This window comes from Dendrosporobacter quercicolus, assembly GCF_900104455.1.
Classification (GTDB): Bacteria; Bacillota; Negativicutes; order DSM-1736; family Dendrosporobacteraceae; genus Dendrosporobacter; species Dendrosporobacter quercicolus.
This window is the reverse complement of sequence record NZ_FNHB01000002.1, coordinates 121,448-145,734: the sequence shown is the minus strand read 5'-3', so window position 1 is coordinate 145,734 and position 24,287 is coordinate 121,448. Positions and strand designations below refer to the sequence as shown.

25 protein-coding genes are annotated in these 24,287 nt (G+C 50.4%); 5 read left to right on the top strand and 20 right to left on the bottom strand.

Annotation, left to right across the window (positions count from 1 at the left end):
- Positions 1-147 precede the first annotated feature (147 nt).
- Positions 148-528, top strand: coding sequence for a YmaF family protein (locus BLR06_RS06755; protein ID WP_092070319.1), 381 nt, complete (start codon positions 148-150; stop codon positions 526-528).
- Positions 529-719: 191 nt separating this feature from the next.
- On the opposite strand, the gene BLR06_RS06750 is transcribed toward BLR06_RS06755, so the two are convergent.
- The 16 genes from BLR06_RS06750 to BLR06_RS06675 form a co-directional block, all read right to left on the bottom strand.
- Positions 720-956, bottom strand: a complete 237-nt coding sequence (locus tag BLR06_RS06750; protein ID WP_092070316.1) for a hypothetical protein — start codon at positions 954-956, stop codon at positions 720-722.
- Positions 957-1,202: 246 nt separating this feature from the next.
- Positions 1,203-1,508 carry a hypothetical protein gene (locus BLR06_RS06745; RefSeq protein ID WP_092070313.1) on the bottom strand — a complete coding sequence of 102 codons (306 nt, stop codon included), beginning with the start codon at positions 1,506-1,508 and terminating at the stop codon, positions 1,203-1,205.
- Between the two features lie 171 nt (positions 1,509-1,679).
- Positions 1,680-3,092, bottom strand: coding sequence for an NADH-quinone oxidoreductase subunit N (locus BLR06_RS06740; RefSeq protein ID WP_092070310.1), 1,413 nt, complete (start codon positions 3,090-3,092; stop codon positions 1,680-1,682).
- Positions 3,089-4,624 (bottom strand): complex I subunit 4 family protein, encoded by a 1,536-nt coding sequence (locus tag BLR06_RS06735; RefSeq protein WP_092070308.1) that lies wholly within the window; start codon positions 4,622-4,624, stop codon positions 3,089-3,091. The genes BLR06_RS06740 and BLR06_RS06735 overlap by 4 nt, the downstream gene beginning before the upstream one ends.
- Positions 4,617-6,527 (bottom strand): NADH-quinone oxidoreductase subunit L, encoded by a 1,911-nt coding sequence (gene nuoL / locus BLR06_RS06730; RefSeq protein ID WP_092070306.1) that lies wholly within the window; start codon positions 6,525-6,527, stop codon positions 4,617-4,619. The genes BLR06_RS06735 and nuoL overlap by 8 nt, the downstream gene beginning before the upstream one ends.
- A 28-nt stretch (positions 6,528-6,555) precedes the next feature.
- Entirely contained in the window at positions 6,556-6,864 is a 309-nt protein-coding gene (gene nuoK / locus BLR06_RS06725) for an NADH-quinone oxidoreductase subunit NuoK (RefSeq protein WP_092070304.1), read from the bottom strand.
- Positions 6,861-7,367 (bottom strand): NADH-quinone oxidoreductase subunit J family protein, encoded by a 507-nt coding sequence (locus BLR06_RS06720; protein WP_092070301.1) that lies wholly within the window; start codon positions 7,365-7,367, stop codon positions 6,861-6,863. Before BLR06_RS06720 ends, nuoK begins: the two co-directional genes overlap by 4 nt.
- Positions 7,364-7,825, bottom strand: a complete 462-nt coding sequence (locus BLR06_RS06715; protein ID WP_092070299.1) for a 4Fe-4S dicluster domain-containing protein — start codon at positions 7,823-7,825, stop codon at positions 7,364-7,366. The genes BLR06_RS06720 and BLR06_RS06715 overlap by 4 nt, the downstream gene beginning before the upstream one ends.
- A gap of 17 nt (positions 7,826-7,842) precedes the next feature.
- Positions 7,843-8,877, bottom strand: coding sequence for an NADH-quinone oxidoreductase subunit NuoH (gene nuoH / locus BLR06_RS06710; protein ID WP_092070297.1), 1,035 nt, complete (start codon positions 8,875-8,877; stop codon positions 7,843-7,845).
- A 60-nt stretch (positions 8,878-8,937) separates the two neighbouring features.
- Positions 8,938-10,035: an NADH-quinone oxidoreductase subunit D gene (locus BLR06_RS06705; RefSeq protein ID WP_092070294.1), complete on the bottom strand. Its 1,098-nt coding sequence runs from the start codon at positions 10,033-10,035 to the stop codon at positions 8,938-8,940.
- Between the two features lie 3 nt (positions 10,036-10,038).
- Entirely contained in the window at positions 10,039-10,509 is a 471-nt protein-coding gene (locus BLR06_RS06700) for an NADH-quinone oxidoreductase subunit C (protein ID WP_092070291.1), read from the bottom strand.
- The gene (locus BLR06_RS06695) at positions 10,502-11,017 is read right to left on the bottom strand and encodes an NADH-quinone oxidoreductase subunit B (RefSeq protein WP_092070288.1); all 516 of its coding nucleotides are present in this window, start codon (positions 11,015-11,017) and stop codon (positions 10,502-10,504) included. Before BLR06_RS06695 ends, BLR06_RS06700 begins: the two co-directional genes overlap by 8 nt.
- Positions 11,008-11,364 carry an NADH-quinone oxidoreductase subunit A gene (locus tag BLR06_RS06690; protein ID WP_092070286.1) on the bottom strand — a complete coding sequence of 119 codons (357 nt, stop codon included), beginning with the start codon at positions 11,362-11,364 and terminating at the stop codon, positions 11,008-11,010. The genes BLR06_RS06695 and BLR06_RS06690 overlap by 10 nt, the downstream gene beginning before the upstream one ends.
- Positions 11,365-11,667: 303 nt before the next feature.
- Positions 11,668-11,985, bottom strand: coding sequence for a hypothetical protein (locus BLR06_RS06685; RefSeq protein WP_092070283.1), 318 nt, complete (start codon positions 11,983-11,985; stop codon positions 11,668-11,670).
- Positions 11,986-12,549: 564 nt separating this feature from the next.
- Positions 12,550-13,824 (bottom strand): serine--tRNA ligase, encoded by a 1,275-nt coding sequence (gene serS / locus BLR06_RS06680; protein WP_092070281.1) that lies wholly within the window; start codon positions 13,822-13,824, stop codon positions 12,550-12,552.
- Positions 13,825-14,019: 195 nt separating this feature from the next.
- Positions 14,020-15,075 (bottom strand): HD domain-containing phosphohydrolase, encoded by a 1,056-nt coding sequence (locus BLR06_RS06675; RefSeq protein ID WP_245698051.1) that lies wholly within the window; start codon positions 15,073-15,075, stop codon positions 14,020-14,022.
- Positions 15,076-15,463: 388 nt separating this feature from the next.
- Between BLR06_RS06675 and BLR06_RS06670 the strand changes: the two genes are divergently transcribed.
- Entirely contained in the window at positions 15,464-16,510 is a 1,047-nt protein-coding gene (locus tag BLR06_RS06670; RefSeq protein WP_092070279.1) for a YkvI family membrane protein, read from the top strand.
- Here BLR06_RS06670 and BLR06_RS06665 read toward each other — a convergent pair.
- Entirely contained in the window at positions 16,481-17,383 is a 903-nt protein-coding gene (locus BLR06_RS06665) for an NAD(P)/FAD-dependent oxidoreductase (RefSeq protein WP_092070276.1), read from the bottom strand. The genes BLR06_RS06670 and BLR06_RS06665 overlap by 30 nt on opposite strands.
- Positions 17,384-17,442: 59 nt before the next feature.
- On the opposite strand from BLR06_RS06665, the gene BLR06_RS06660 reads away from it, so the two are divergent.
- Positions 17,443-17,754 (top strand): hypothetical protein, encoded by a 312-nt coding sequence (locus BLR06_RS06660; RefSeq protein ID WP_092070273.1) that lies wholly within the window; start codon positions 17,443-17,445, stop codon positions 17,752-17,754.
- Between the two features lie 190 nt (positions 17,755-17,944).
- Here the strand turns inward: BLR06_RS06660 and BLR06_RS06655 are convergent, their stop codons facing one another.
- Positions 17,945-19,219 carry a DUF1015 domain-containing protein gene (locus tag BLR06_RS06655; RefSeq protein WP_092070270.1) on the bottom strand — a complete coding sequence of 425 codons (1,275 nt, stop codon included), beginning with the start codon at positions 19,217-19,219 and terminating at the stop codon, positions 17,945-17,947.
- An 11-nt stretch (positions 19,220-19,230) separates the two neighbouring features.
- Positions 19,231-20,814, bottom strand: a complete 1,584-nt coding sequence (gene serA, locus BLR06_RS06650; RefSeq protein WP_092070267.1) for a phosphoglycerate dehydrogenase — start codon at positions 20,812-20,814, stop codon at positions 19,231-19,233.
- A 541-nt stretch (positions 20,815-21,355) separates the two neighbouring features.
- On the opposite strand from serA, the gene serC reads away from it, so the two are divergent.
- Positions 21,356-22,444 (top strand): 3-phosphoserine/phosphohydroxythreonine transaminase, encoded by a 1,089-nt coding sequence (gene serC / locus BLR06_RS06645; RefSeq protein WP_092070264.1) that lies wholly within the window; start codon positions 21,356-21,358, stop codon positions 22,442-22,444.
- A 245-nt stretch (positions 22,445-22,689) separates the two neighbouring features.
- Positions 22,690-23,193: a flavin reductase family protein gene (locus BLR06_RS06640; protein WP_092070261.1), complete on the top strand. Its 504-nt coding sequence runs from the start codon at positions 22,690-22,692 to the stop codon at positions 23,191-23,193.
- Between the two features lie 225 nt (positions 23,194-23,418).
- Here BLR06_RS06640 and BLR06_RS06635 read toward each other — a convergent pair whose 3' ends face one another.
- A complete protein-coding gene (locus tag BLR06_RS06635) occupies positions 23,419-23,988 on the bottom strand; it encodes a DJ-1/PfpI family protein (protein ID WP_092070258.1) in 570 nt (189 codons plus the stop codon).
- Between the last annotated feature and the right edge of the window lie 299 nt (positions 23,989-24,287).

Below are 24,287 nucleotides of genomic sequence, written 5' to 3'. Positions count from 1 at the left end.
TTCTCGTTGCAAATCCAAATTTCCTGCTTATGCCAAAATTTACCTGTTTCCTTCATTCCCGAACTGAACAATTATCATAAAAGCCTGCTTTTACTGTATCACACTTCCTTTAAATAATGAATATTATGTAACGAGGATGGTGATTAGATGAGCATTGAAGAAGATCGTAAAAAGAAAAAAGGCGCCAGCAATACTACGCCGCAGCGGGACAGCCGAAACCATAACCATACGTTTTTAGCCCCGACGGACATAGCCAGAAGCCACCAGCACATCATTGTCGGCACAACCAGCCCGGCCATTGAAACTGGTGACAGCCACGTACACAGAATATACGTCAGAACCTCCTATGACCCCAAAGATGATGACGGTCACTGGCATATGGTTGATGTAACAACCGGAGCGGCCATTGAAGTACCAGGCGATGAGCATACCCATTATTTTGACGGAGAAACAAGTTACGACCTGGGACACCGGCATTGCTTTGACAATATCACAGCATCCATCACCAATGATGCTGAAGATTGTTAGTACTACCGGTAGCACTGCAAGCTGCGTAGTAAAGGCTCAAACTGCGGAAAACCTCTTAGGTCCACTCCTAAGAGGTTTTCTAATAAAGCAGAGCAAAGACCCTGGTACCTTGCGTCACTTAAATTTTGAGATTAAAATGCGAAATTTTTTTGCCCTGCGAGCGGAGAAGCCGCGCATCGCAAGGTACTAGTTCATTGCCACTCATATTCTAAGGTTAGCAGCAGCCCGTTATTGTCCGGCTTTATACTGTAATAGGAAGAATAAGAAAGGAGCTTGTGAAAAGACCGGAACTGCTTTGGCGATTCACCGACAATCTCCGGCACTTTCATCGTCACCAGCGCTTTATTATTAAAGTTCTCGACAACGCTTACGTTATTGGAAACCAACTTGATTGCAGCTAAGATGCGGATAAAGGTTGCCCTCTTCATAGTAAACACGGCCCCTTTCTTTATACTAATTATAGCATAAACCGGCGGCTGTTTGCCACTTAAATCTTGGACGCAAGGTACTGTACTAGTACCTTGTCAGCCCTGATTCAGTGAATACTGACGGTCTATTTTCCGCAAGCCTTCGTTGTCGTCGGTCAGTATACTCCCGGTATGCCGCCTTCCTCCGCCCTGCATTGCAAAAAAAGCTACACTGTCTAAATCCTAATTCACAACTTTGCCAAAACACTAGTCAATCTTCACGCTGATTAAGGTGAATTCGGCGCTGTCCGCCAGTGCGTCCGTTACTGCACTTAATCTTATTCTGTCCGGTGCGGCGGGGTTGGTCAAATGCAGGAAAAAGTTCAAAATAACATTGGTATTGGCCTCCTGCTCCCGGTCATAAGTAACCAATGGCGATTCTATCTCAATCCCGGCAGCCAGTTCCGTCAAATTACTTTGTACGGCAGCCAATGCGTCCTCTGTATCCTGCGGATCAGCCAATCGCATCTTAACGGCAAACACACGTACTAATTTATCCTGCTTAATATACATACGCTTTCCCCCTGCATTCCTTTTTAATATGTTATTCGGCTTAACCGGCAAATGAGACAATGACAAAGCTGACGCTGTAAAGAAAAATGCCCAGCAAACAAAAAGGCTGCCGCCTGAGCAATAAACATTGCCTGGTGACAGCCCTTTCGCGCCTGCCTGTATTTTCTTTGATTACCATAAAGCCTGAGCGGCAATATGGGCCAAAGCCGCCAAAGGAGCGGGATAAATACCGATAAACAAAGTCGCAACGACACTGACCACAGCCGCTAACTGCAGGGAACCGCTGACCATTAGCCGTTGTTGCTGCCTGGGCGGATTCATATACATCGCTCTCACCACCAGCAAATAGTAATATACGGAAATCATCGACATACCAAAGCCCAGCGCTGCCAATTCCCAATAACCTTGTTCCATAGCCGCCATAAAAATATAGAACTTACCGGCAAAGCCGGCCATTGGCGGAATACCGGCCATTGACAACAATGCCACCGTCATGGTCAGAGCCAAAAACGGCGCCCGCCGGGCCAGTCCGGAAAAATCGTCAATGTCTTCAGCCCCCCGTTGATTGCAGACGGCAACGACAACGGCAAAGACGCCGACATTGGCAAACACGTACAGCATCGCATAAAACAGTATTCCCTTGACGCCTGCGGCATTGGCGGCCACCAGCCCGGTCAGCAGATAACCGGCTTGCGCCACTGAAGAATAACCCAGCAGCCGTTTGATGTTCGTTTGCCGCATAGCCGCAATTGTGCCGCCGATCATACTAAGCGCAGCCAGTACGGCCGCCACCGGCAGCCAATAAACCTGCAAGCCGGCGAAAGCCACCAGAAAAATCCGGAGCAATACGGCCAAACTGGCCGCTTTTGAACCCATGGCCAGCATAGCCGTTACCGGCGTTGGCGCGCCTTCATAAATATCCGGCGCCCACATATGAAACGGGACAATTGCCAGTTTAAAGCACAGCCCGGTCAGCAACAGCGCACTACCCAGCAGCACAGCCGGGCTGGCGGCGGCCTGGGCGGCAATTTCCGTCAGCACGACACTGCCGGTAAAGCCATAAATCCAACTGATGCCATACAATAAAGCAGCGCTGGATGCCGATCCCAAAATCAGGTATTTTACGCCGGCTTCACTGGATTTTACACTGCTGAAATTAAAGGCGGTCAGAATATAAAAAACAACGGCCATCAATTCCAAACCCAGAAACATCGTAACCAGATCATTGGCGGAAGCCATCACCATCATCCCCGCCAGCGCCAGCAACAGCAGGGAGTAGAATTCACCCCGGCAGTCCAGGCGTTCCACATAATCAACCGAAAACAATAACGTCAGCAGAACTGCCAGTAAACACAGCTGTTTGAAAAATACGGCAAAGTTATCCACCACAAACAACCCCTGATAGACGGCCGCCGCCGGGCCGTATTGCGTAAAGCTATACATCAATATCGCCAGCACGCCCCCGCTGGCGGCATACCCCAAACTGCGCCGCGAGGCCGTCCGGGGCAGCAGCAAATCAGCGAGCAGCAGCAGCCCGGCCAGCAATACCACCGCAATTTCACCGCTTAAGAGCATAATCCTCATTTAAAAATTCCTCCCAATAAAGACGCTCCGGCGGATAGCTCCGCTAAGACCGGCAGGATTGGCTGGATGCCACTGTCAACCATGCCCATTAAAAGTTGCGGGAAAATACCAAAAGCAATGAGTACCGAACCCAGTAAGACCAGCGGCGCCAGTTCAACGCCCCGGGCATCCCGGCAATCGTCAAATTCAGTCCGGCGCGGCCCGAACAAAATGTTGGACAGGACCCGCAAAATATATAAAGCGGTAAATACAATACCGGCGATTGCCAATACGGCGTACAGTGGATATTGCCGGAACGCGCCGACAAAAATAGTGAACTCCGGAATAAAGCCGATTAATCCCGGCAGTCCCAGCGATGCCAGGCCTGCCAGCATAAACCCGGTGGCCACCCTGGGCATTTGGTGAGCCAGCCCGCCCAGGTCCGGGATATGGCGGGTATGCGTTTTTTCATATACCTGGCCGATCATGGCAAAAAACAAGGCGCTCATTACGCCATGGGCAAACATATTGGCCACCGCGCCATTGATACTGACCACATCCAAAGCGGCAAAGCCAATGAGCACATACCCCATGTGGGATACAGAAGAATAGCCGATCACATATTTGAGGTCCTTCTGCGCTAAGGCCACAAAAGCGGCATACAGCACATTGACCACCGCCAGCGCCGCAATCAGCGGCGCCCAGAATTTAGCGCCGAGCGGCAATATCACTAAGCCTAAGCGAATTAGGCCATAGCCGCCAATCTTTTTTAACACTCCGGCGTGAATCATCGACACTGCCGTCGGCGCTCCGGCGTAACCGTCCGGCGACCAGCTGTGGAACGGCCACATGGACAGTAGTGTGCCAAAACCAATGAGCAGCAGCAGGAAGGCAACGATCTGAAACGGCTCGGACAGCTGACCGAGCTGATGCGCCCGGGCCAATGCCTCCATGCTGAACGTCCGCATTCCCGGCGGATAAGCTGTCAGGTACACCGCAATAACGCCCACCAGCATGACCGCCGATCCCAACAACAAATAAATGGTCAGCTTCATGCCGGCGTATTCCTTGCTTACCCGCTTGGTAGAACCCCAGATAACCACCATAATATAAATAGGAATAACCACCAGTTCATAAAACAATAGAAAAATAAATAAATCACGGGTAATAAAGGTTCCGGTCACCCCGGTCAGCAAAAGCATTAACAGGATAAAAAATTCTTTCGTTCGCGGCTTTATCCGCCAGGAAGCAAAAACCGCCGAAAGGCCAATCAGGGCGGTAAGCAGCAGCAACGGCAGGGAAATGCCGTCCACCCCCAAAGAGTACGTTACCCCGAGATCCGGAATCCAGGGAATGCTCTCCGTAAATTGCATGCCGCCGGCAGTAAAATCATAGGCCCAGTAGGCATAGCCGGACAGGCCCAGCACAATTGCCATTGCCCCGGCGGCGACCAGCCTGATTGCGTCTTCAGCCGGGCGGGGCAGACAGGCCATTACGAAGATCCCGCCCAGCGGGGTTAGCAGAATTGCCGTCAGCAACGGAAAATCAGCCATTTACTACACCTCCCAGCCAGACATTACCGCCGGTAACACCGGTCATCATCAGCCAGACCGCCACCAGCAGGATTGCGCCAAACAAAACCAGCCCATATTGCTGTACCTGCCCGGTCTGCAGCTTGCGCCAGCTTTCACTCAGGCGCAGCGTCAAGCTTGCCAGGCCATTGATGATTCCATCGACAATATAAATATCAACCCAGTACAAAACTTTAGCCAGCCCCTGAACTAAGGTATTGTTCAGCCACTGATACATTTCATCAATGTAATATTTGTGATAACTCAGTTGATATAACACCGGGAAACGCCAGGCCAGGCGGTCTGGCGAAACCCGGCCGGCGCCATAGATCAGCCAGGCTAAACCCATTGCAGCCAGGGCCAATGCCGTCGAAACAACGGCAATGTTCCAATCCAGACCGCTATGCTGAACCGCCCCAAACCGTACCCAATACCCAAAATCATGGCGATAGGAAAAATATCCCGCCATAATAGCCAATACGCTAAGCAAAACCAGGGGAATACGCATGGACAACGGTGCTTCATGCGGATGGTTCTCCGGTTTTTGCGGCCCAAAAAACACCACAAACAGCAGTCTGGCCATATAAAAAGCCGTCAAGCAGGAAGCTGCCAGCGCCAGCAGGTAAAGCGGCGTACTGACTTGCGCCACTGCCAGCAGAATTTCATCTTTGGAAAAAAACCCGGCCAAAGGCGGAATTCCGGCAATTGCCAACACCCCGACCGTCATAGCGGCAAAGGTAACCGGCATCCGGTGACGCAATCCGCCCATGGCAAAAATATTACTCTGATCGGCCAAACCATGAATGACCGCGCCTGCCGCCAAAAACAGCAATGCTTTAAAAAAGGCGTGCGTCATCAGGTGAAACATCGCGGCGGTAACACTGCCCACTCCCAGGGCCAGCATCATTAAACCCAGCTGACTGATGGTGGAGTAGGCCAGAATTCTTTTGATTTCCCGCTGGGTAACGGCAATACTGGCGCCAAAGCAGGCGGTCACAGCGCCGGTCCAGGCGATGAGTTCCAGCGCCCAGGGCAAGGCATCAAAGAGAAAATATACGCGTGCAATCAGATAGATCCCGGCTACCACCATGGTGGCGGCATGAATCAGCGCCGATACGGGCGTTGGTCCCTCCATCGCATCCGGCAGCCAAACATGCAGGGGAAACTGACCCGATTTGGCGACCGGCCCTAAAAAAACCAGTATGGCCGCCACTGTCAGCAGACCAGTGCCATAGCGGCCGGCATAGGCCGGAATTGTCCGGCCTAACTGCTCAAAATCCAAGGTGCCAAATACAACCTGCAGCAGCAGAATGCCCAGCAGTAAGCCGAAATCGCCAATCCTGGTAGTAATAAATGCTTTTTTAGCAGCTTCACAGGCCGAAGGCTTGGTAAAATAATAGCCTATCAGTAAATAGGAGGCCAAACCGACCAATTCCCAGAAAACAAACAGCTGGACAAAGTTAACAGCGATTACCAGCCCCAGCATAGCTGCGGCAAATAACGACAGGTAAGCAAAAAACCGCCCAAAGCCGGGGTCGTCCCGCATATAGCCAAGCGAGTAAATTTGCACCATTAAAGCGACGAAAGTTACCACCACGAGCATCATGGCTGACACAGGATCAATATATACCCCCATATCAATTGCCAGGCCCTCGATCGTTACCCAGGGTATCCGCACAATCAGCGGGTTGTCGACAGTGATATGCTGAAAGACCACACCATAGCCCACCCCCAGGGACAAAGCAAAACTCAAAAAACTCATGCCAATTGCCGTCACTGCCGCCAGGAACCGCTTATGCCGCAAAAAGAACCCGATGGCAACGAAGGCCAGCGCCGGAAGCAGCGGAATCAGCCAGGCCTGCCGCAATATAAATTCGCTAAACATTTTCTTCACCTGCTCTTTCGTCGCCTCATTACCAGCGTAAGCCGTTCAGCCGCTCGGCCAGTACGGTATCGCGGTCATCATATACCCTAAATACCAGCGCCAGCCCAACGGCAACCTCTGCTGCCGCCACCGCAATGGTGAATATTGCAAAAATCTGTCCTGTCGCAGCTTCCGGAGTAATAAACCGGGAAAACGCAATTAAATTGATATTCACTGCATTGAGCATTAGCTCAATACTCATTAGCATGGCCACAATATTGCGTTTGGTCAGAATTCCATACAAGCCGATCACAAACAATATAGCCGCGACAATCAAGTAATGTTCCAAGCCGATCATTCTTCCTCAACTCCTTTGGCCAAGACAATGGCTCCGACCATAGCCGCCAGCAGCAGCAACGCCGCTACTTCAAAAGCCACCATATAATCGGTCAGTAAAGCGCGGGCAATCACCGGAGCAGCATGATCCAGAGCGCCCGCCGCCGAATGCTGCCACGGCGTCAGTGCAATTGCGCCCACTAAAACAGCCAGCAAAGCAGTGCCTAAAGCAGCCGCCCGGAACGACCGCTCATTATTCTGATTGGACTCGTTCATACTCCGGCGGCGGGTCAGCATAACGCCCAGCACTAAAATGACGGCAATCGCCCCGCTGTAGACCAGCAATTGGACAGCAGCTAAAAACTCGGCATTCAGCATAACATACAAGCCGCTCACCCCAATAAAACACACCACCAGCAGCAGCGCGCTGTGCACCAGATTCTGTTTCAGCACTACGCCTAAAGCCGAGGCTACCGTAACAGCCGCTAAAAGGTAAAAAGCCGCTATAAAAACCAGCTCGCTCATTTGGATCCCTCCTCCTTGCCCGTATCGGCCCGGCCGGCAGCCGCTGCGTCGGCGGCGGCTGCCGGCGGCCGCTGCAACGACAGGGCCAGACAGTCGATCTCCAGCTGATTCCGGAAATAACTGCTTCGCTCATATTGCTGATTCCAGCAAATAGCGGCTGTGGGACAGGCTTCAATACAATAGTCGCAATACAAACAGCGCCCGGAGTGGTAAATATAAGAAGTTAACTGGCGCTTTTTTTGTTCATTGGTGCGGGTTGTCAGTTCAATCACCTGGTTAGGGCAGGCTGAAGCGCACAAACCGCAGGCAATGCATTTTTGATGCGACAATTGAAGCTCGCCGCCCCTGAACAGCGGCCCCAGGGCTATTTTCTCCTCAGGGTATTGTACGGTTACTTTCTTGGCAAAAAAACGGGTTAAGGTAATATAAAGCCCGGTTAACAACCCCCTGCCCTGCATAGCCTCATCCTCCTGACTTAACCTTGATTAATATAAATGCCGATGCCGGTAATCACTACATTCGCCAGGGACAGCGGCAATAGTATTTTCCAGCCAAAAGCCATCAATTGATCTACCCTTGGCCGGGGAAATGTCCAGCGCAGCCACATGAAAACCAGAATCATTGCCGCAGTTTTCAGCAGGAACCACAGCCAGCCCGGCAGCAGCGGACCATTCCAGCCGCCGAGAAACAAGGTTGTCGCAATCGCCGCAGCCGCAAAGAGACTGGCGTATTCGGCCAGAAAAAACAACGCCCACCGCATGCCGCTGTATTCGGTAAATGGCCCGGCCACCAGTTCCGATTCACTCTCGACCAGATCAAACGGGGCCCGGTTTGTTTCAGCGGTCGCCGCGATTACAAAAATGATAAACGCCAGTGGCTGTACAGCCACAAACCACAGCTGACTCTGGGCGGCCACAATATCACTCATCCGCATTGAGCCAACCAGCATGACCACCCCTAAAATGGCGAAAACCAGGGGAATTTCGTAACTCAGCATCTGGGCTACCGTACGCATCCCCCCCAGCAGGGCGTATTTGCTGTTTGACGCCCAGCCGGCCATTAAGAACGGCAGAGTGGCCTGGGAAGATATTGCAATAAAATAAAAAATACCAATATTCACATCAGCAAAGATTGCCTGATCGTCAAAAGGAATGACGACATAAACGGCAGCGGCCGGAATAAACAGCAGCATTGGCGCGAGCACCCACAGCCAGCGGTCGGCGCCGGCCGGTCTGATATCCTCCTTGGACATTAATTTCAGCATATCCGCCACCGACTGCAGCGTGCCCCAGGGCCCCACCCGGTTAGGGCCGATCCGCATCTGGATGAAGGCGCTGACCTTACGCTCAGCATACACCAGGACAACAGCCGATAAAGAAATGACCGTAAAAATGGCGCCGCTGTTAATCAGTGTCATTATGACATCCACCCACTGAGGATTGGGCAAGTAAAGACTCAAAAAATTACGTAATAGCTGCGCAATCCCAAACAGACCTGTTACTTCTTGCATGTCTTATGACTCCTTTATCTTATTGGCGGTGCGGGCTTCCTTAGAATCTTCCCTGCCGTACTAACAGTCCACTTCCCCCATGAGTGGATCAAGCGTGGCCAGCACGGCAACCACATCGGCAATCAGTAAGCCCCGGCACAGCTCATTCAGCGATTGCAGATTGATAAACGAAGGACGTCGTACATGAATACGGTAAGGCTTGGGAGAACCATCGCTGACAATATAAAATCCCAGTTCGCCGCGGGGGTTTTCAATCCGGTGATACACATCACCGGCCGGCGGCTTTAAAACTTTAGGCAGCTTGGCCAGCACCGGACCCTCCGGCATTTGATCCAACGCCTGCGCAACCATCGCCGCGCTCTGTTCCATTTCCGCCATTCTGACAATATAGCGGTCCCAGTTATCGCCGGTTGTTCCCAGCGGAACACTGAAGCTCAGACGGTCATAAAAGCCATAAGGCTCAACCCTGCGAATGTCATAATCGATACCTGAGGCTCTTAGCGCCGGGCCGGTCAGTCCCAGCTCCAAAGCTCTTGCGCCATCGATGACCGCACTGTTTTTCAGGCGATGACCCAGGATTTCATTGCCGGTAAGCAAACCATGATACTCGGCCAGCATTGCCGGAAAATCCACCAGAAACTGCCTTGCCGCCGCTGTGAATTCAGCTGTAACATCCGCTCTTACCCCGCCGATGCGAATATAACTGTAGGTCAGCCTGGCTCCGCAGGCCATATGAAATAAATCCAAAATCCGCTCACGATCGCGAAATCCAAACATCATGCCGGTGGTAGCGCCAAGATCAATGGCCAGCGAAGCCATAAACAGCAAATGGCTGGCAATACGGTTAAGTTCCGCCATGATGATGCGCAGATACTCCGCCCGCTCGGGAACTTCTACCTCCAGCAGCTTTTCCACTGTCTGGCAGTAGCCTAAATTATTGCCCATGGCCGCCGCATAATCCAGCCGGTCGGTATAAGGAATAAACTGGCTGTAGGTACGGCTTTCCGCCAGTTTTTCAATGCCGCGGTGCAAATAGCCCAGTTCAGGCGCGGCCTTGACAATCCGCTCACCGTCCAGTTCCAGTATGACTTGCAAAACACCATGGGTACTGGGATGCTGAGGGCCCATATTCAAAGTGTAGGTCTCAGTTCTTGGCATAGCCTATCCCCCTTTTGCCCGCCGGGTCAACTGATACGCTTTACGCAGCGGATGCTCATTAAACCCCTCAGGCGTCAAAATACGCCGCAAATGCGGATGACCGGTAAATCTGACTCCCAGCAGATCATAAATCTCCCGTTCCTGAAAATCGGCCGACAACCATACCGGCACCACCGAATCAATTTCCGGACATTCCGCCGGGCAGCGGCTTTTCACGGTTAACGACTGCCGCAGAGGCAGGGAATATAAATGGTAAACCAGCTCGAAATAGTTCAAATAATCTACCGCTGTCAAATTACTTAACAGATTAAACCGGTAATCCGCACCCGTTTTAAGCTCCTGCATCAGCTCCAGTAAAGCTTGGGCATCTACCAGCAGGGCCTGCCGGCAGCCTTCCCCGGCAATCTGCAGCGCCTGCGGATACCGGCTCTGCAATTGCTGCAGCAAATCCAGGCTCATTGCTTGTTTACTCATCGTTGGCCCGCCTCGCAGTTCCCGGATGCTGAATTTTGCGTTTTAATTCCACCATTCCCTGAATTAACGCTTCAGGGCGGGGCGGACAGCCCGGAATATAAATATCGACCGGCAAAATATTGTCCACACCGGGAACAACGGAATAAGAATCGGCAAACGGTCCGCCGGCATTGGCGCAGCTTCCCATGGCAATTACATATTTGGGTTCAGGCATTTGGTCGTATAAACGCTTAAGCGGCCCGGCCATTTTCCAGGTAAGCGTGCCGGCGACAATCAACACATCAGCCTGGCGCGGCGACGGCCGGAACACTTCATAACCAAACCGGGCTAAATCAAATCGGGCGGCGGCGGCGGCCATCATTTCCATCGAACAGCAGGCAAGTCCTGAGGACAAAGGCCACAGGGAATTACCGCGGGCCCACTTCAACACTGTATCCAGCGTCGTCAAAATAATATTCTTGGGCAGCAATTCATCGCCGGGCTGCTTAGGTACACCTTTTACTTCCATTCCAACGCCCCCTTTTTCCAGGCATATGCCAATCCTAAGGTTAAAATGCCTATGAAGATAAACATTTCAATAAAAGCAAACCTGCCCAATTGCTGAAACACCACTGCCCACAAGTATAAAAAAATTGTTTCAATATCAAATACCACAAAGACTAAAGCATATAAAAAATAACTGGCCCGAAACTGAACCCAGGTGCTGCCCACTGTATCGACACCGCATTCATAAGGCAGCGACTTAGCGGCGCTGGGCCGGCGGGGATGAATAAAGGCCGAGGCGCCTAAAGCCAACAGGGGAAATACCACCGCAATCACCAGAAATATTGCGATATTACCATAATCCTGCAACATACGATCAGCTCCTTACCGCTAAATAAAACCCTTGATCCTTGTCATAACGCTAAATTCAACTTATTTAGTAAACTAATGTAATTAAAATAAATTAAATAAATATTAACATAGATTTGGCATACTGACAATATATGTATTCATTTTTTTATTACTTTGGTAATTTCACAATGAACATAATGTAATACTGTTATTTCTTTTTTCGACAAATTCAGCGTTCATGTAAACATAATGAAGCAAGACAAACATAAATAAAAAAAGTCAGCTGTCCATTCAGACAGCTGACGCTCTTACCCCTTCTTAACCCTAATTGTTATTCAAGATGATCGCCAATATACCGACACCTAAAATCGTTCGCATGACCTCTTCATGATGGTCCTTTTCCCGTTGCCGCCGTTCGTTGTATTCCCGGTCGCTTTCATTCTGGCGCCGCTTCATTTCCCGTTCATGGCGGGCCTTTTCTTCCTGGACCCGCCGCTCGCGTTCTTTCTCCTTCTGTTCATAACGGCGGTTATCCTGCCTATGGTCATTCCGGGAGGACGCCTCAATAGCCGATGCGCCTATCCCGAATTGCATTAATCCGATCATTGAAAATACAACCACTTTTTTTGCTATACTATTCATATCACTCTCTCCTTATTTTCCCGGATAGATTCCATTTGAAAGCCTAAACTGACTAATCAGTCAATCCTGAGTATAAAAAACTACCTCCATCCCTCCCCGGCGACAGGATAATCAGTAAACAATCACATCTGCCAAGAGCGTTACTGCAATGGATCTTAGGTAATTTGATAAATTAAGTATATCTGCCATCTTTTAGAATTTTTTTAGAAAAACCTGCCTAAATGTCAACCAGCCCTTTACAATTTTTGCAAAGGCTGGCACCTGCTAAGATATTCGTTGTTAGATACAATTATGCCGCGAAATGTTGCAAATAATACATTCCATTTTAACATTTATGGCTTCTGCTCTCTGCCACGATTTTCTAAATGTATTCTAAAAATCGAACTTTATACTAAAAGTAAGAGATGGCTTACATCAACAAAATAGCGCTGTCAGAGGAAAACAACAGTTTTCCCTTTTATATACCCCAACACCTGGTGTTGGGGATTTGTGCTGTACCCGCATTTAACGACGGCTTTCGGCTACTGCCGATTGCCGTCTTAGGGTTGCCTGCGGGCGTTCCATTTATTTTGCGGAAATCACATCAACGCCCATATAGCGGCGGAGAACTTCCGGCACAACCACCGAGCCGTCTTCCTGCTGATAATTTTCCAATATTGCGGCCACAGTCCGGCCGACCGCCAAGCCTGAACCGTTTAAAGTGTGTACAAATTCCGGTTTGGCCTTAGGTTCGCGCCGGAACTTGATATCAGCCCGCCGGGCCTGAAAATCCTCAAAATTAGAACAGGACGAAATCTCCCGGTATTTAGCAAAACTAGGCAGCCAAACCTCAATATCGTACGTTTTAGCCGACGCAAAGCCCATGTCGCCGGTGCATAACGCAATGACCCGATACGGCAGTCCCAGCAGCTTCAGCACCTGCTCGGCATTGTTCGTAAGCTTCTCTAATTCCTGATAGGATTGCTCAGGCAGGCAAAACTTCACCAGCTCGACTTTATTAAATTGGTGCAGGCGAATCAATCCCCGCGTATCACGGCCTGCCGCACCGGCTTCGGCCCGGAAACAGGCGCTGTAGGCTGCATAATAAAAAGGCAGCCCTTTGCCGTCAATAATTTCAGCACGATGCAGATTGGTAATCGGAACTTCGGCTGTTGGGATTAAATAATACTCCAAGCCTTCCAGCTTAAACATATCCTCACTGAATTTAGGCAGCTGCCCGGTACCGGTCATACTGTCTTTATTGGCGATAAACGGCGGCAAATACTCGGTATAGCCATGCTCGCCGGTATGTAAATCAAGCATAAAATTAATCAGTGCTCTTTCCAGTCTGGCCCCTAACCCGCGATAGAAAGTAAAGCGCGCCCCGGTAACCTTACCGCCCCGCTCGAAATCCAAAATCCCCAAATTTTCGCCGATTTCCCAATGAGGCAGCGGTTTTTGACTAAAGCGGCGGGGTTCGCCCCAGCGGCGGATTTCCAGGTTGTCATCCTCGTTGCGTCCGACCGGCACAGTTTCACTGGGAATGTTGGGAATGCCCAGAAGAATCTCCGTCAGTCCGGCTTCAGCTTCCTTGATCTTTGCATCAAGCCGGCTGATTTTGTCGCCAACGTCGCGCATTTGAGCAACAAGCGCATCGGCATTTTCCTTATTCCGTTTCATGACACTGATCTGCTGTGAAACGGTATTACGTTGATTTTTCAAAACTTCCACTTCACTTACTAACTCACGGCGCTCTTTTTCCAAAGCCAAAAAACCGGCTAAATCAAGCGTACTGCCGCGATTTGCCAAAGCCTGCTGTACCTTTTCCGGGTTATCCCGGACAAATTTGATATCAAGCATAAATCAAACCCCCAAAAAAACTACCGCCTGAAGTGGCGGGTATCTACGAAACGACCTCTCTATTGCCTACAGCCTGTTATTATTATAAACGGCTGAGAAAATGGTATACTATTCTATTCAATTATATCCAGTTGGCAAACCACTGTCAAACGCCTGTATGAACCAAACTCCTTCCGGTCTGGCAAGGAGTTTTCCTCAACGCTGATGCTGATATTTCATTAATTGAATAAAATTCCCACTGATTACCGGGTCAAACTGCTGCCCGGCGCAACGCTTAATCTCGTTCAGGGCTTGTGCGGCCGTATATGGATCACGATAACACCGCTTGCTGGTCATGGCGTCATAAGCGTCGCAAATGGACAGCATCCGGCTTAAAAAGGGAATATCCTCGCCAGCCACACCTTCCGGATAACCCCGCCCGTCATAGCGTTCATGGTGATGGCGCACGACCCTGGTAATTGCTCCTAATCCGTCGATTTCCGCCAGAATTTCCGCTCCTTTTACCGGGTGACACTTAATCACTTTAAATTCTTCTTCCGATAACCGTCCCGGTTTAGCCAAAACTTTTTCCGGCACACCGATCTTACCTACATCATGCACGATACCTGCCAGATAAGCTTTGGTCACTTCTTCCGGCGATAAATTCATGAACTCGGCCAATTCCACCATTAAATAAGCAACAGACTCGCTATGCTGCTTGGTATAAGCATCCCTTACCCCAATTGCCTTGCAGAAAGCCTTGATGATGTCCAGATTAATACTGTCAAGGCGCCTTTCGATTACCTTGAATTTATCAATAGGCAAATACGTCCCCACAGCATATTCAATATCGCCCCGGTCGTCACGCAGCAAATACGTATTGGCCAAACACCAGATATTTGTTTCATGATAAACATTCGACACGCAAACTTCCATCAGGGCAATTTCGTGGCCCGTATCCATTGTTTCGATAAGCGGCTCAACATACCTGCCCCGCTTATCTTTTTTACGTCCGTGATAAAACAAATCCAAAATATATTTGCCGATTACCTCTTGGGCTTTAACCTTCCATAGCTGGCAATAAGCATCATTGGCATGCGCCACATTAAAATCGCGATCAATGACCAGCCAGCCCTGCACTGGACTAGATTGGATTACGGCTGCAATACGGGCTAATGTACTGTAGTCCATATGGCTGGCCCCCCTTTCATCAATAAACATCCTTTCGCCAAGCCTTAATTCAATTCCGGCATTAACCCTGATTGCAAGCATCTATTTACATCCCGGTAAAAAACGTGGCTAAACAGATTACCGCACTATAGTATTTCTGACATCCAAAAAAATCTACACTGTCTAATCCTAATTCACAACTTTGCCAAGACACTAGTAAAATTTTGTCTTTTTCATTAAATTTCCAATCGCTTGAATATGCTTTACATATTCTACTCATTCCGGAAAAAATCCTCTCAATTATTTTGCTTATAATTGAAAGGACTTTTATATTTTTGCCATTGGCAATGGTCATAGGTATTCCAAAAAAATCCAGGGAAGAATTTGATGATTGCCGTCATACATTTAATAAACCAAAGTTAATTCCTGCTTTTCAAATTAGCTGTGCTAATGACGCCTGGATCTACATACATAAATAAGGAGTGATAAAATGGGCCGCCGTACCGCTTTGGCTATCGCCAGGGTCGCCGCCACATTTGCCGGCACGATTATTGGCGCCGGCTTTGCCTCCGGTCAGGAGCTGCTGCAGTTTTTTGTGGTATACGGCAACATTGGCCTGGCCGGCATTGTGCTTGCCGGCGTTTTATTTGCCTGGCTGGGCAACCGAATGCTGGATTTGGGTTATCAGTTACAGGCAGCCAGCTATCATCAACTGCTCTATCATTTATGCGGCAAAAGGATCGCCCTGTTGCTGGACATCATCATCGCCGCTTTCCTGTTTAGCGTGCTGACCATCATGCTGGCCGGCTCCGGCACCATATTCCGGGACAATTTTGCGCTGCCTTTCGGACTCGGGATCGGGCTGCTGGCCTTAATGGTAACAACCATTACGCTGCGCGGCATCAGCGGAATTGCCGCCGCCAATATGATTGCCGCTCCTGTTTTAGCTGTTTCCATCATCAGCATCAGCCTTTATTCTCTGTATTATCATGACTTTACGCTGGAGTTTCTCAATATAACGGCCGATCATTCCGCTTACCCTGCTCCGCACTGGCTGCTAGCCAGCCTGCTGTATGTTTCCTACAATCTGGTGATGGGCACAACCGTCCTGGCTCCACTGGGCGCGGCCACACCCAGCCGCATCTGCCGTCGGCTGGGCAGTATGATCGGCGGAATCGTATTGGCTGTACTGGCTTGCCTGGTGGCGATTACAGTGATGCTGCATTACCCTGGTATTATGGGCAAAGAAATCCCGATGCTGTACATATCCAGCATTCAACACTGCGTCAACGGTACTGTGTATTCGGTAATGCTGCTTACCGCTATGTTTACCACCGCTTTAGCCAGCCTCTACGGCTGCGCCACCACGCTCACCGCCGCCAGCGGCCTGAAATTCCCTTTTTGCGTCGCCATTGTCATTAGCTGCAGCGTTATCTTCAGCCAGGTAGGTTTTGCCAACTTAATTACCGTTCTGTTCCCGGTTTTTGGTTATGCCACCCTTTGGTTTTTAATCAAGCTCATTTTTCGCCGGGCCTAGTACCTTGCTTTTCAGCTGATCCAGATAATGAATGGCGCTCAAAACGGCTACCAGCCCTTCACCCGTAGCCTTGGCTATCTGCCAGGGCTTGCCGGTGCAGTCACCGGCGGCGAAAACCCCGGGAATGCTGGTCGACATATCGCGGTTAACCTTAATGACCTCGCCGTCCAGCTCCAAGCCCGGCAGCAGGTTCTCTACCGGATCGGACTGGCGGATAATAAAGATCCCGTGTACCTTGATCTCGCCCTGGTCGGTAACCAGCTTTTCCACCTGACTGTCGCCCTGAATACTGCGCGGCCGGACTTTAAGCACCTCAACATCGGACCGCATCAAGCCGAGGCTGGTATTATACTGCGGCAGGTAATAAACATTCCGGCACAATTCGCCTAGGTAGTTGGCCTCATGTTCGCCCTCACTGCCATAAGCGATCACCGCAACATCTTTATCCTTATAAAACATGCCGTCACACGTTGCACAATAACTTACGCCACGGCCCAGCAGTTCCTTTTCCCCCTGAAACAGGGTTGTCGCAACAACGCCGGTTGCCAGGATGACTGTCCTGGCCTGATAAATATCCTGCGGCGTTGCTATGGTAAAAGTCTCCTCGCCGGGGAAAATATTCACTACTTTCGCTTTTATTTGTTTGGGTTCGTGGGCCAGGCAATGCGCTGACATCTGCTGCATCAGCCCTTTGCCGGTTACCTGCGGCAACCCCGGGTAGTTATCTACCAGATGCGCCTTCTGTAATTTTAAACTGAAATCCAGATGTTCAAATAATGCGATATTCTTATTTCTGATTCTACCGGTTAAAGCTGCCGATAAACCGGCCGGACCACCGCCAATGACGGCAATATCAAAGATTGTGTCAGTCATGTTTTTCCTCCTTGTAAATTTATTTTTAACAGACTGTCAATAGCAAAGGAGTGAGGTTTATGTATAACTACACGATCACCCGCCTGGCTTACCTGCCTGTCTTCGCCATCCTGTTTGCCGGCGGCGCATGTGTCGGCGGTCTGGGCGGGGTGATGATCGGTATCATGGGAAAAGAAATTACGGGAGTTCTCGGGGGAGCTTTTTTCGGTTTTATGTTCGGCCTGCTGTCAGGTGTTGCCGGATTGCTCTACACCTTTGTGTTTAATATCCTGGCTCCGCTGACCGGCGGCCTGAAAGTACGGCTTGACCAGGCTGACCCCTTGCCGGCTGCCCCCGCTCCTCCTGAACCGCCGGCTTCAACTACTCCCTAGTACGATAAAGCCACGTTGATTCTGGCCCGCTATCCTATTTTGTGCGATCCCGGCAGCCTTATCCCTGCGGGTGCTCTGCCAGCTTGAATACTTGTATATTTATGGCAGCGACAGCCCAATTCCTGCTCAATACAATCCATTCCAAATAATCTTTCAAATATTTATTAATCAATAAAGAGTAGCCGTACGGCTACTCTTTATTGCGGTGCAGATATTCAGCCAGAGGCGTTAAATGGACAACCATTGCATCCCGCAGCTTCGGTTCAAACCAGGTAGACTTAGGCGGCATGATTTGCCCGGCATCGGCAATTGCCATTAATTGCTCAATTGAGGTGGGATAAAGCGCGAATGCCAGGGCATATTTGCCGCTGTCGACCAATCGCTCAAGTTCCGCCATTCCGCGTATCCCGCCGACAAAATGAATCCTTTGATCCGTCCTGGGGTCTTCAATGCCCAGGACTGGATGTAACAGATTGTTCTGCAGAATGCTGACATCGAGACACTCAACCGGATGATCGGCGGCAAACGTCCCGGGTTTGGCCGCCAGTTCATACCAGCCATGATTAAGATAGAGCCCAAAGGCATGTGGTTTCCCTGGTTTTACCGCGCCGCCGCAACTGGGAACAAGCGTGAATTTCTCCGCTGCCCGCTCTAAAAACTCGGCTGGCGACAAACCGTTCAAATCGGTTACCACACGGTTATAATCCATAATATACATCATATCGTGCGGAAATACCACGGTCAGAAAAGTATTGTACTCTTCCTGGCCGGTATGGTTCGGATTATTGCCTTTACAAGCATCGGCCACTCTTCCGGCCGCCGCCGAACGATGATGTCCATCCGCTATATAAAGGAAGTTAATTTGGGCAAAAGCCTCCTCAATCGCCTGGATTTTAGCCGGATCGGACACTACATACAGGGTATGGCCAATTCCGTCCTCCGTGGTAAAATCATAAACCGGTTCAGCCTTCATCCCATCGGCAATCAGCCGATTTATCCGCCGGTCGGCGTGATATGTCAGAAAAACAGCGCCGGTTTGGGCTTCCGTTGCCGTAATATGGTCCACCCGGTCCTGTTCTTTATCCGGTCTGGTTAATTCATGCTTTTTGATAATATTTTGCTGATATTCGGCCACCGATGCCGCGGCTACCAAGCCAACCTGGCAATGATCGCCCATCTGCTGCTTATAGATATAGAAGCAAGGTTGTTCATCCTGCAGCAGAATCCCGTCACGCATCAACTGTTGCAACGTTTGGCGGGCCTGCCGGTATACCTGCGGCGAATGCACATCAATATCGGACGGTAAATCCACCTCTGCTTTGGTCACTCGCAAAAAACTATAGCGGTTTTTGGCTGTTAGCTGCCGGGCCTCCTCTGAATCCAAAACATCATAGGGCGGGGAAACGACCTGCTGAGCCAGCTCCGCAACAGGTCTTAACCCCCGAAAGGGTTTTAATATCGCCATAGAAATCCTCCTTAGATGGTATTAAAATTAATCAGCTTAGCGCCAAAAATGCCGTCAATTGCCGTTACCTTTTCTAAAACAGCCGCCGGAATGTCATTGTCAACAGTCAATACCATAATATTGGTGCCCGACACGTCTGTTTTACCGACCTGCATGCCGGAAATATTGATACCGGCTTCCCCCAGCAGTGTTCCTACCGTTCCGATTACCCCCGGCCGGTTAATGTGCGGGCAAATGACAATGCGCGCCCGCGGATCAACGTCGACCCGATGGCCGTCAATATTTACAATCCGTTCTTCCTCGCCGAATAAAGTGCCTTGCACCAAATGCCCGCCCTGGGCGGTAGTCACTTTCACGGTCAGTAAATTGGCAAAATTGGCGGCCTCCTTATTTTTCACTTCTTTTACCCGGATATTGCGGGCTTTGGCCAGACCGGGCGCATTTACATAATTGACGGCTTCCTGTAAAATCGGATTTAATAACCCCTTAAGCACGGCCGTTGTCAGCATTTTTGTATCAACTTCGGTAATATCGCCATGATATTCGACATCAATCCCGGTAATTGGTCCGTCTGCCAGATTAACGGCTGTACACCCCATTCGTTCAGCCAGGTTAAAGTACGGTTTGATTAATTTAAGCACATGCGGCGCAACCGGAGCCATATTTACCGCGGTCGTCACCGGCTCACCCCGCAAGGCGGCAATAATTCCATAGGCCACATCCACCGCTACGCCGACCTGGGCTTCAGCCGTTGACGCTCCCAGATGAGGCGTAAGCACAATATTGTCCAGGCCCAGCAGCGGGCTGCCCGGATCAACCGGCTCCTGTTCAAATACATCAATGGCAGCGCCGGCCACCGCGCCATTTTGCAGCGCTTCGGCCAGGGCAAGTTCATCAATAATTCCCCCGCGGGCGCAATTGATCAACCTGACGCCCGGCTTCATTTTGGCAAGGGCTTCTTTATTAACCAGATATTTGGTTTGCGCTGTTAACGGCATATGGAAAGTGATAAAATCAGCCTGCGCCAGGATATCATCGACGGAAGCCAGTTCAATACCAAGATTTTTGGCATGTTCGGCATTGATATAGGGATCATAGGCGATGACTTTCATCTCCAGCGCCACCGCCCGTTTGGCGACGCCGCTGCCGATCCGGCCAAGCCCGACTACGCCAAGCGTTTTCCCCCGCATTTCCACGCCCACATATTTGCTGCGTTGCCACTCGCGATTTTTCATCGAGGCATGTGCAGCGGGAATATTCCGGGCCAGCGAAAGCATCATCGCCACCGTATGTTCGGTTGCCGCAATGGTATTGCCTTCGGGGGCATTAAGTACAATGACGCCCTTTTGCGTCGCAGCCTCGACGTCAATGTTATCAACACCTACGCCGGCCCGCCCGATTACCTTGAGCCTTTCGGCCGCCTGCAGAACGGCTTTGGTAACTTTAGTTTCGCTGCGCACAACTAAGGCGTCATACGCAGGAATAATCGCCAGTAATTCCTCGGGACTAAGCTTTTTTTTAACCTCCACGGCAAACTCTTTGCTTAACATCGCCACGCCCTGTTCTGATACACCGTCACAAACTAAAACCTTCACCCATAACACTCCCCTTGTAATGATCGATACGCAACGCATTTCGCCGTCCTTTGCGGGTGCTTTGCGCACCTTGCGGTAAAATAAACGCCGCATGAATCCTGGCCAAACATAAAAAAGCCCCGCCCCAATATTGGGGCGAGACGTTCAATCCCGCGTTGCCACCCAGTTTATGCCTTACGGCCAACTCCAGACCGCTGTATCGGGCGGAACCCGGCAAAATTCATCATTAGCCACTCCAGGGCGGAATTATCTGCTTTGTTCTCCGGCTCGCACCGCCCGCCGGCTCTCTGAGGAACATAAGCAAAAAACTTCCCTCTCATCATGTCAGCAGTTCGAAGCAATTAACACTTCGAGCCGCTATTATTCCATTGACTTGATTTTGATTATATTTTATCCCTATTCAAAAGTCAAGTGTGTCTTTGGCAAAAACATTGCTGAAAAATAAAGATAGCACTCCAATAAGTTTCCTGTTGCTTAATCCGAAAACTGCGGTTAGAATAAAACAAAAGTCTTAATTTTTACATATCCGGGAGGTATTACCTTGACAACGCGTATTCATAACTTTAACGCCGGTCCGGCCGCACTGCCCCTTGACGTATTGCAACAAGCCCAGGCTGAACTACTAAATTTTAACAATACAGGCATGTCCATTCTCGAAATCAGCCATCGCTCCAAACCTTATGAGCAGGTAAACGCCGAAGCCGAAGCCAATTTAAAAGAGCTGCTGGGGCTGGGTGAAAACTACCGGGTCTTATTCCTGCAAGGCGGCGCCAGTCTACAGTTTGCAATGGTTCCGCTCAATTTCCTGCCGCAAGGGCAGACTGCCGACTATATTTTAAGCGGTTCCTGGTCGGAAAAAGCGTTGAAGGAAGCGCAGCTCATTGGGCAGACGCATGTTGCGGCAACCACTGCCGGAGAAAATTACCGGCGCGTGCCCGGCCTGGCCGAAATAAAACCAAGCGCCAGCCCCGCCTATATTCACCTTACCTCCAACAATACAATTTTCGGTACGCAGTGGGCTGAATTTCCCTCCTTTGGCGATATTCCACTGATCGCCGATATGTCCTCCGATATTCTCTGTAAGCCTTTTGACGCCTCAAAATTCGCTTTGATTTACGCCGGCGCGCAAAAAAATCTTGGTCCGGCCGGCGTTACCATTGTCATTATCCGCCAGGATTTACTGGAAAACAGCCCCGGCGCCATCCCGACCATGCTGCGCTACAGCACCCATGCCAAAAACGATTCCCTGTACAATACCCCGCCAACCTTCGGCGTGTATATGATTCATCTTGTCCTGCGCTGGATCAAGGCGCAAGGCGGACTTGCCGGCATCGAAAAACAAAACCGGGCCAAAGCAGGCTTAATCTACGATGCGATCGACCAAAGCGGCGGCTATTACCGCGGCCACGCCGAGCCAGACAGCCGTTCACTGATGAACATTACCTTCAGGCTGCCTAATGAGGAACTTGAGCAAACCTTTGTGGCCCAGGCCGCCCAAGCCGGCTTGGGCGGCTTGAAAGGGCACCGTTCGGTGGGCGGCCTCCGGGCCTCTGTTTATAACGCCGTAACCCGGAAAAGCTGCCAGGCCCTGCGTGACTTTATGCTCGGCTTTCAGCAAAACAACAGTTAAAAACCGGAGCAAAGCGCCCCTGTGCGGGCTTTTTTGCCGCGCTTAAGAAAGATGCAAAATCAGGCCTGATCGGCTATACTAGTATTGTGCTGATTTTGAAACTGCAGAGGAATGAGGCCTGCCGAGCGTATGCCAATTGACGACAACGCAGGATTACGGAAAAACCGTCCGTCAGCAGCTGCAGAATTCAGGGTCGGTGCAGTATTGTCTTATAATTACTTGAATCCATCAGGGAGGTTATGGCAATGATTAAGGAAATCAGTTACAACCAGTATGCCGAACAGGCAATTGAAGGGGTAAGCAAAGGCGCGTTTTTGACCACTGCCGTAGACGGGCGGGTAAATACGATGACCATTGCCTGGGGTTCCATCGGCTCAATTTGGGCTAAACCGATCTTTACGGTGCTGGTGCGTCCTTCCCGTTATACCTATCAGCTTATTGAGCAAAGCGATGAATTTACCGTCAGCATTCCGCTGAAGGGAATGAAGGAAGCCCTGGCGCTGTGCGGGACAAAATCCGGCCGCGATTTGGATAAAATTGCCGCCGCCGGCCTTGCCACCCTGCCTGGGCGGAAAGGCAAAACTCCGCTAATCGCCGGCTGCAGCCTGCACTATGAATGCAAAATCGTCTATAAGCAAACGATGACCAATCAACATCTGTCGCCGGAAATTGACGCCGTTAAATATAGCGTTGAAGGGTACCATACCATGTATTTCGGCGAAATTGCCGCCGCTTATACGGAAGAATAAGCGAAAGGGGCTGCCCGGCGGACCGCTTGCCGGCAATGCCTGAAAGCGGTATTCAAACAGGGGAGACAGGTCCCTCGTTTGCAAAAGCAAACAAGGGACCTGTCTCTCCTTGTCTTTGTAAGCCTTAAGTTCCCCCGGGGAGCGGGAGATCGTGCTCTGCCGCTCCGGCCCCTTTTACCTGCACTCTTAAAAACGTGTTGTGACAGCCTTCTAACCCCTAAGGCTTTATATGCTGATTTTTGCCCCCAGCAGCTCTACAAACGCCCGCAGCCATTCCGGATGATTTGGCCAGGCCTGGGCCGTAACCAGATTTTTGCTGACCACGACAGGGCTGTCCCGCCACTCGGCTCCGGCAATCCGGCATTCGGCTGCGCAGGCCGGATAGGAAGTTACCGTATAGCCGGCCAGAACATTAGCCGGAGCCAAGAGCTGCGGTCCGTGGCAAACTGCCGCAACCGGCTTGTCCGCGGCGAAAAAATTCCGGACAATGCTGATGGCTTCATCATACATCCGGATATACTCCGGCGCCCGTCCCCCCGGTATGACCAGACCCGCATACTCGCCGGCTTTAACCTCGGCCGCCGGGATGTCCACCGCAATACGATGACCGGTAAGCTCAATATAAGTATCAAGGTTAGTAAAATCATGGACGACCAGTTGCAAAAAATCGCCGGCTTTTTTATTCGGCGCAGCCACATCAACCTGGTAACCCAGCATGGCCAGCGCCTGCTGAGGAACTTTAACCTCATAATCTTCAGCACAATCTCCGGTTAACAACAAAATCTTCCTGCTCATGGAAATTACCCCCTTTGTTATTCTTAACACTATATTCGCTATTTTCCGGAAATTCCCTATTCATCACTCCGGCTAACGATCAATTTTTTATCCGGACAGGCCTGAAAGCATTCCTACATTGTACGGCATCATGGTTAAGAGGGCTGCCGCGAAAACGTGCAGCTCTTTTTGTCCCGTAGTGAAGGCTGTCCGCTTGGAGTCCGGCAAATCAGGTCTTTTTCCCGAAGCCTGCAATCCGGCGGCTTCGTTTTACGGAACTGGCTTTCAAAGCCTGTCAAAAATTAAGGCTTGAAAAAATT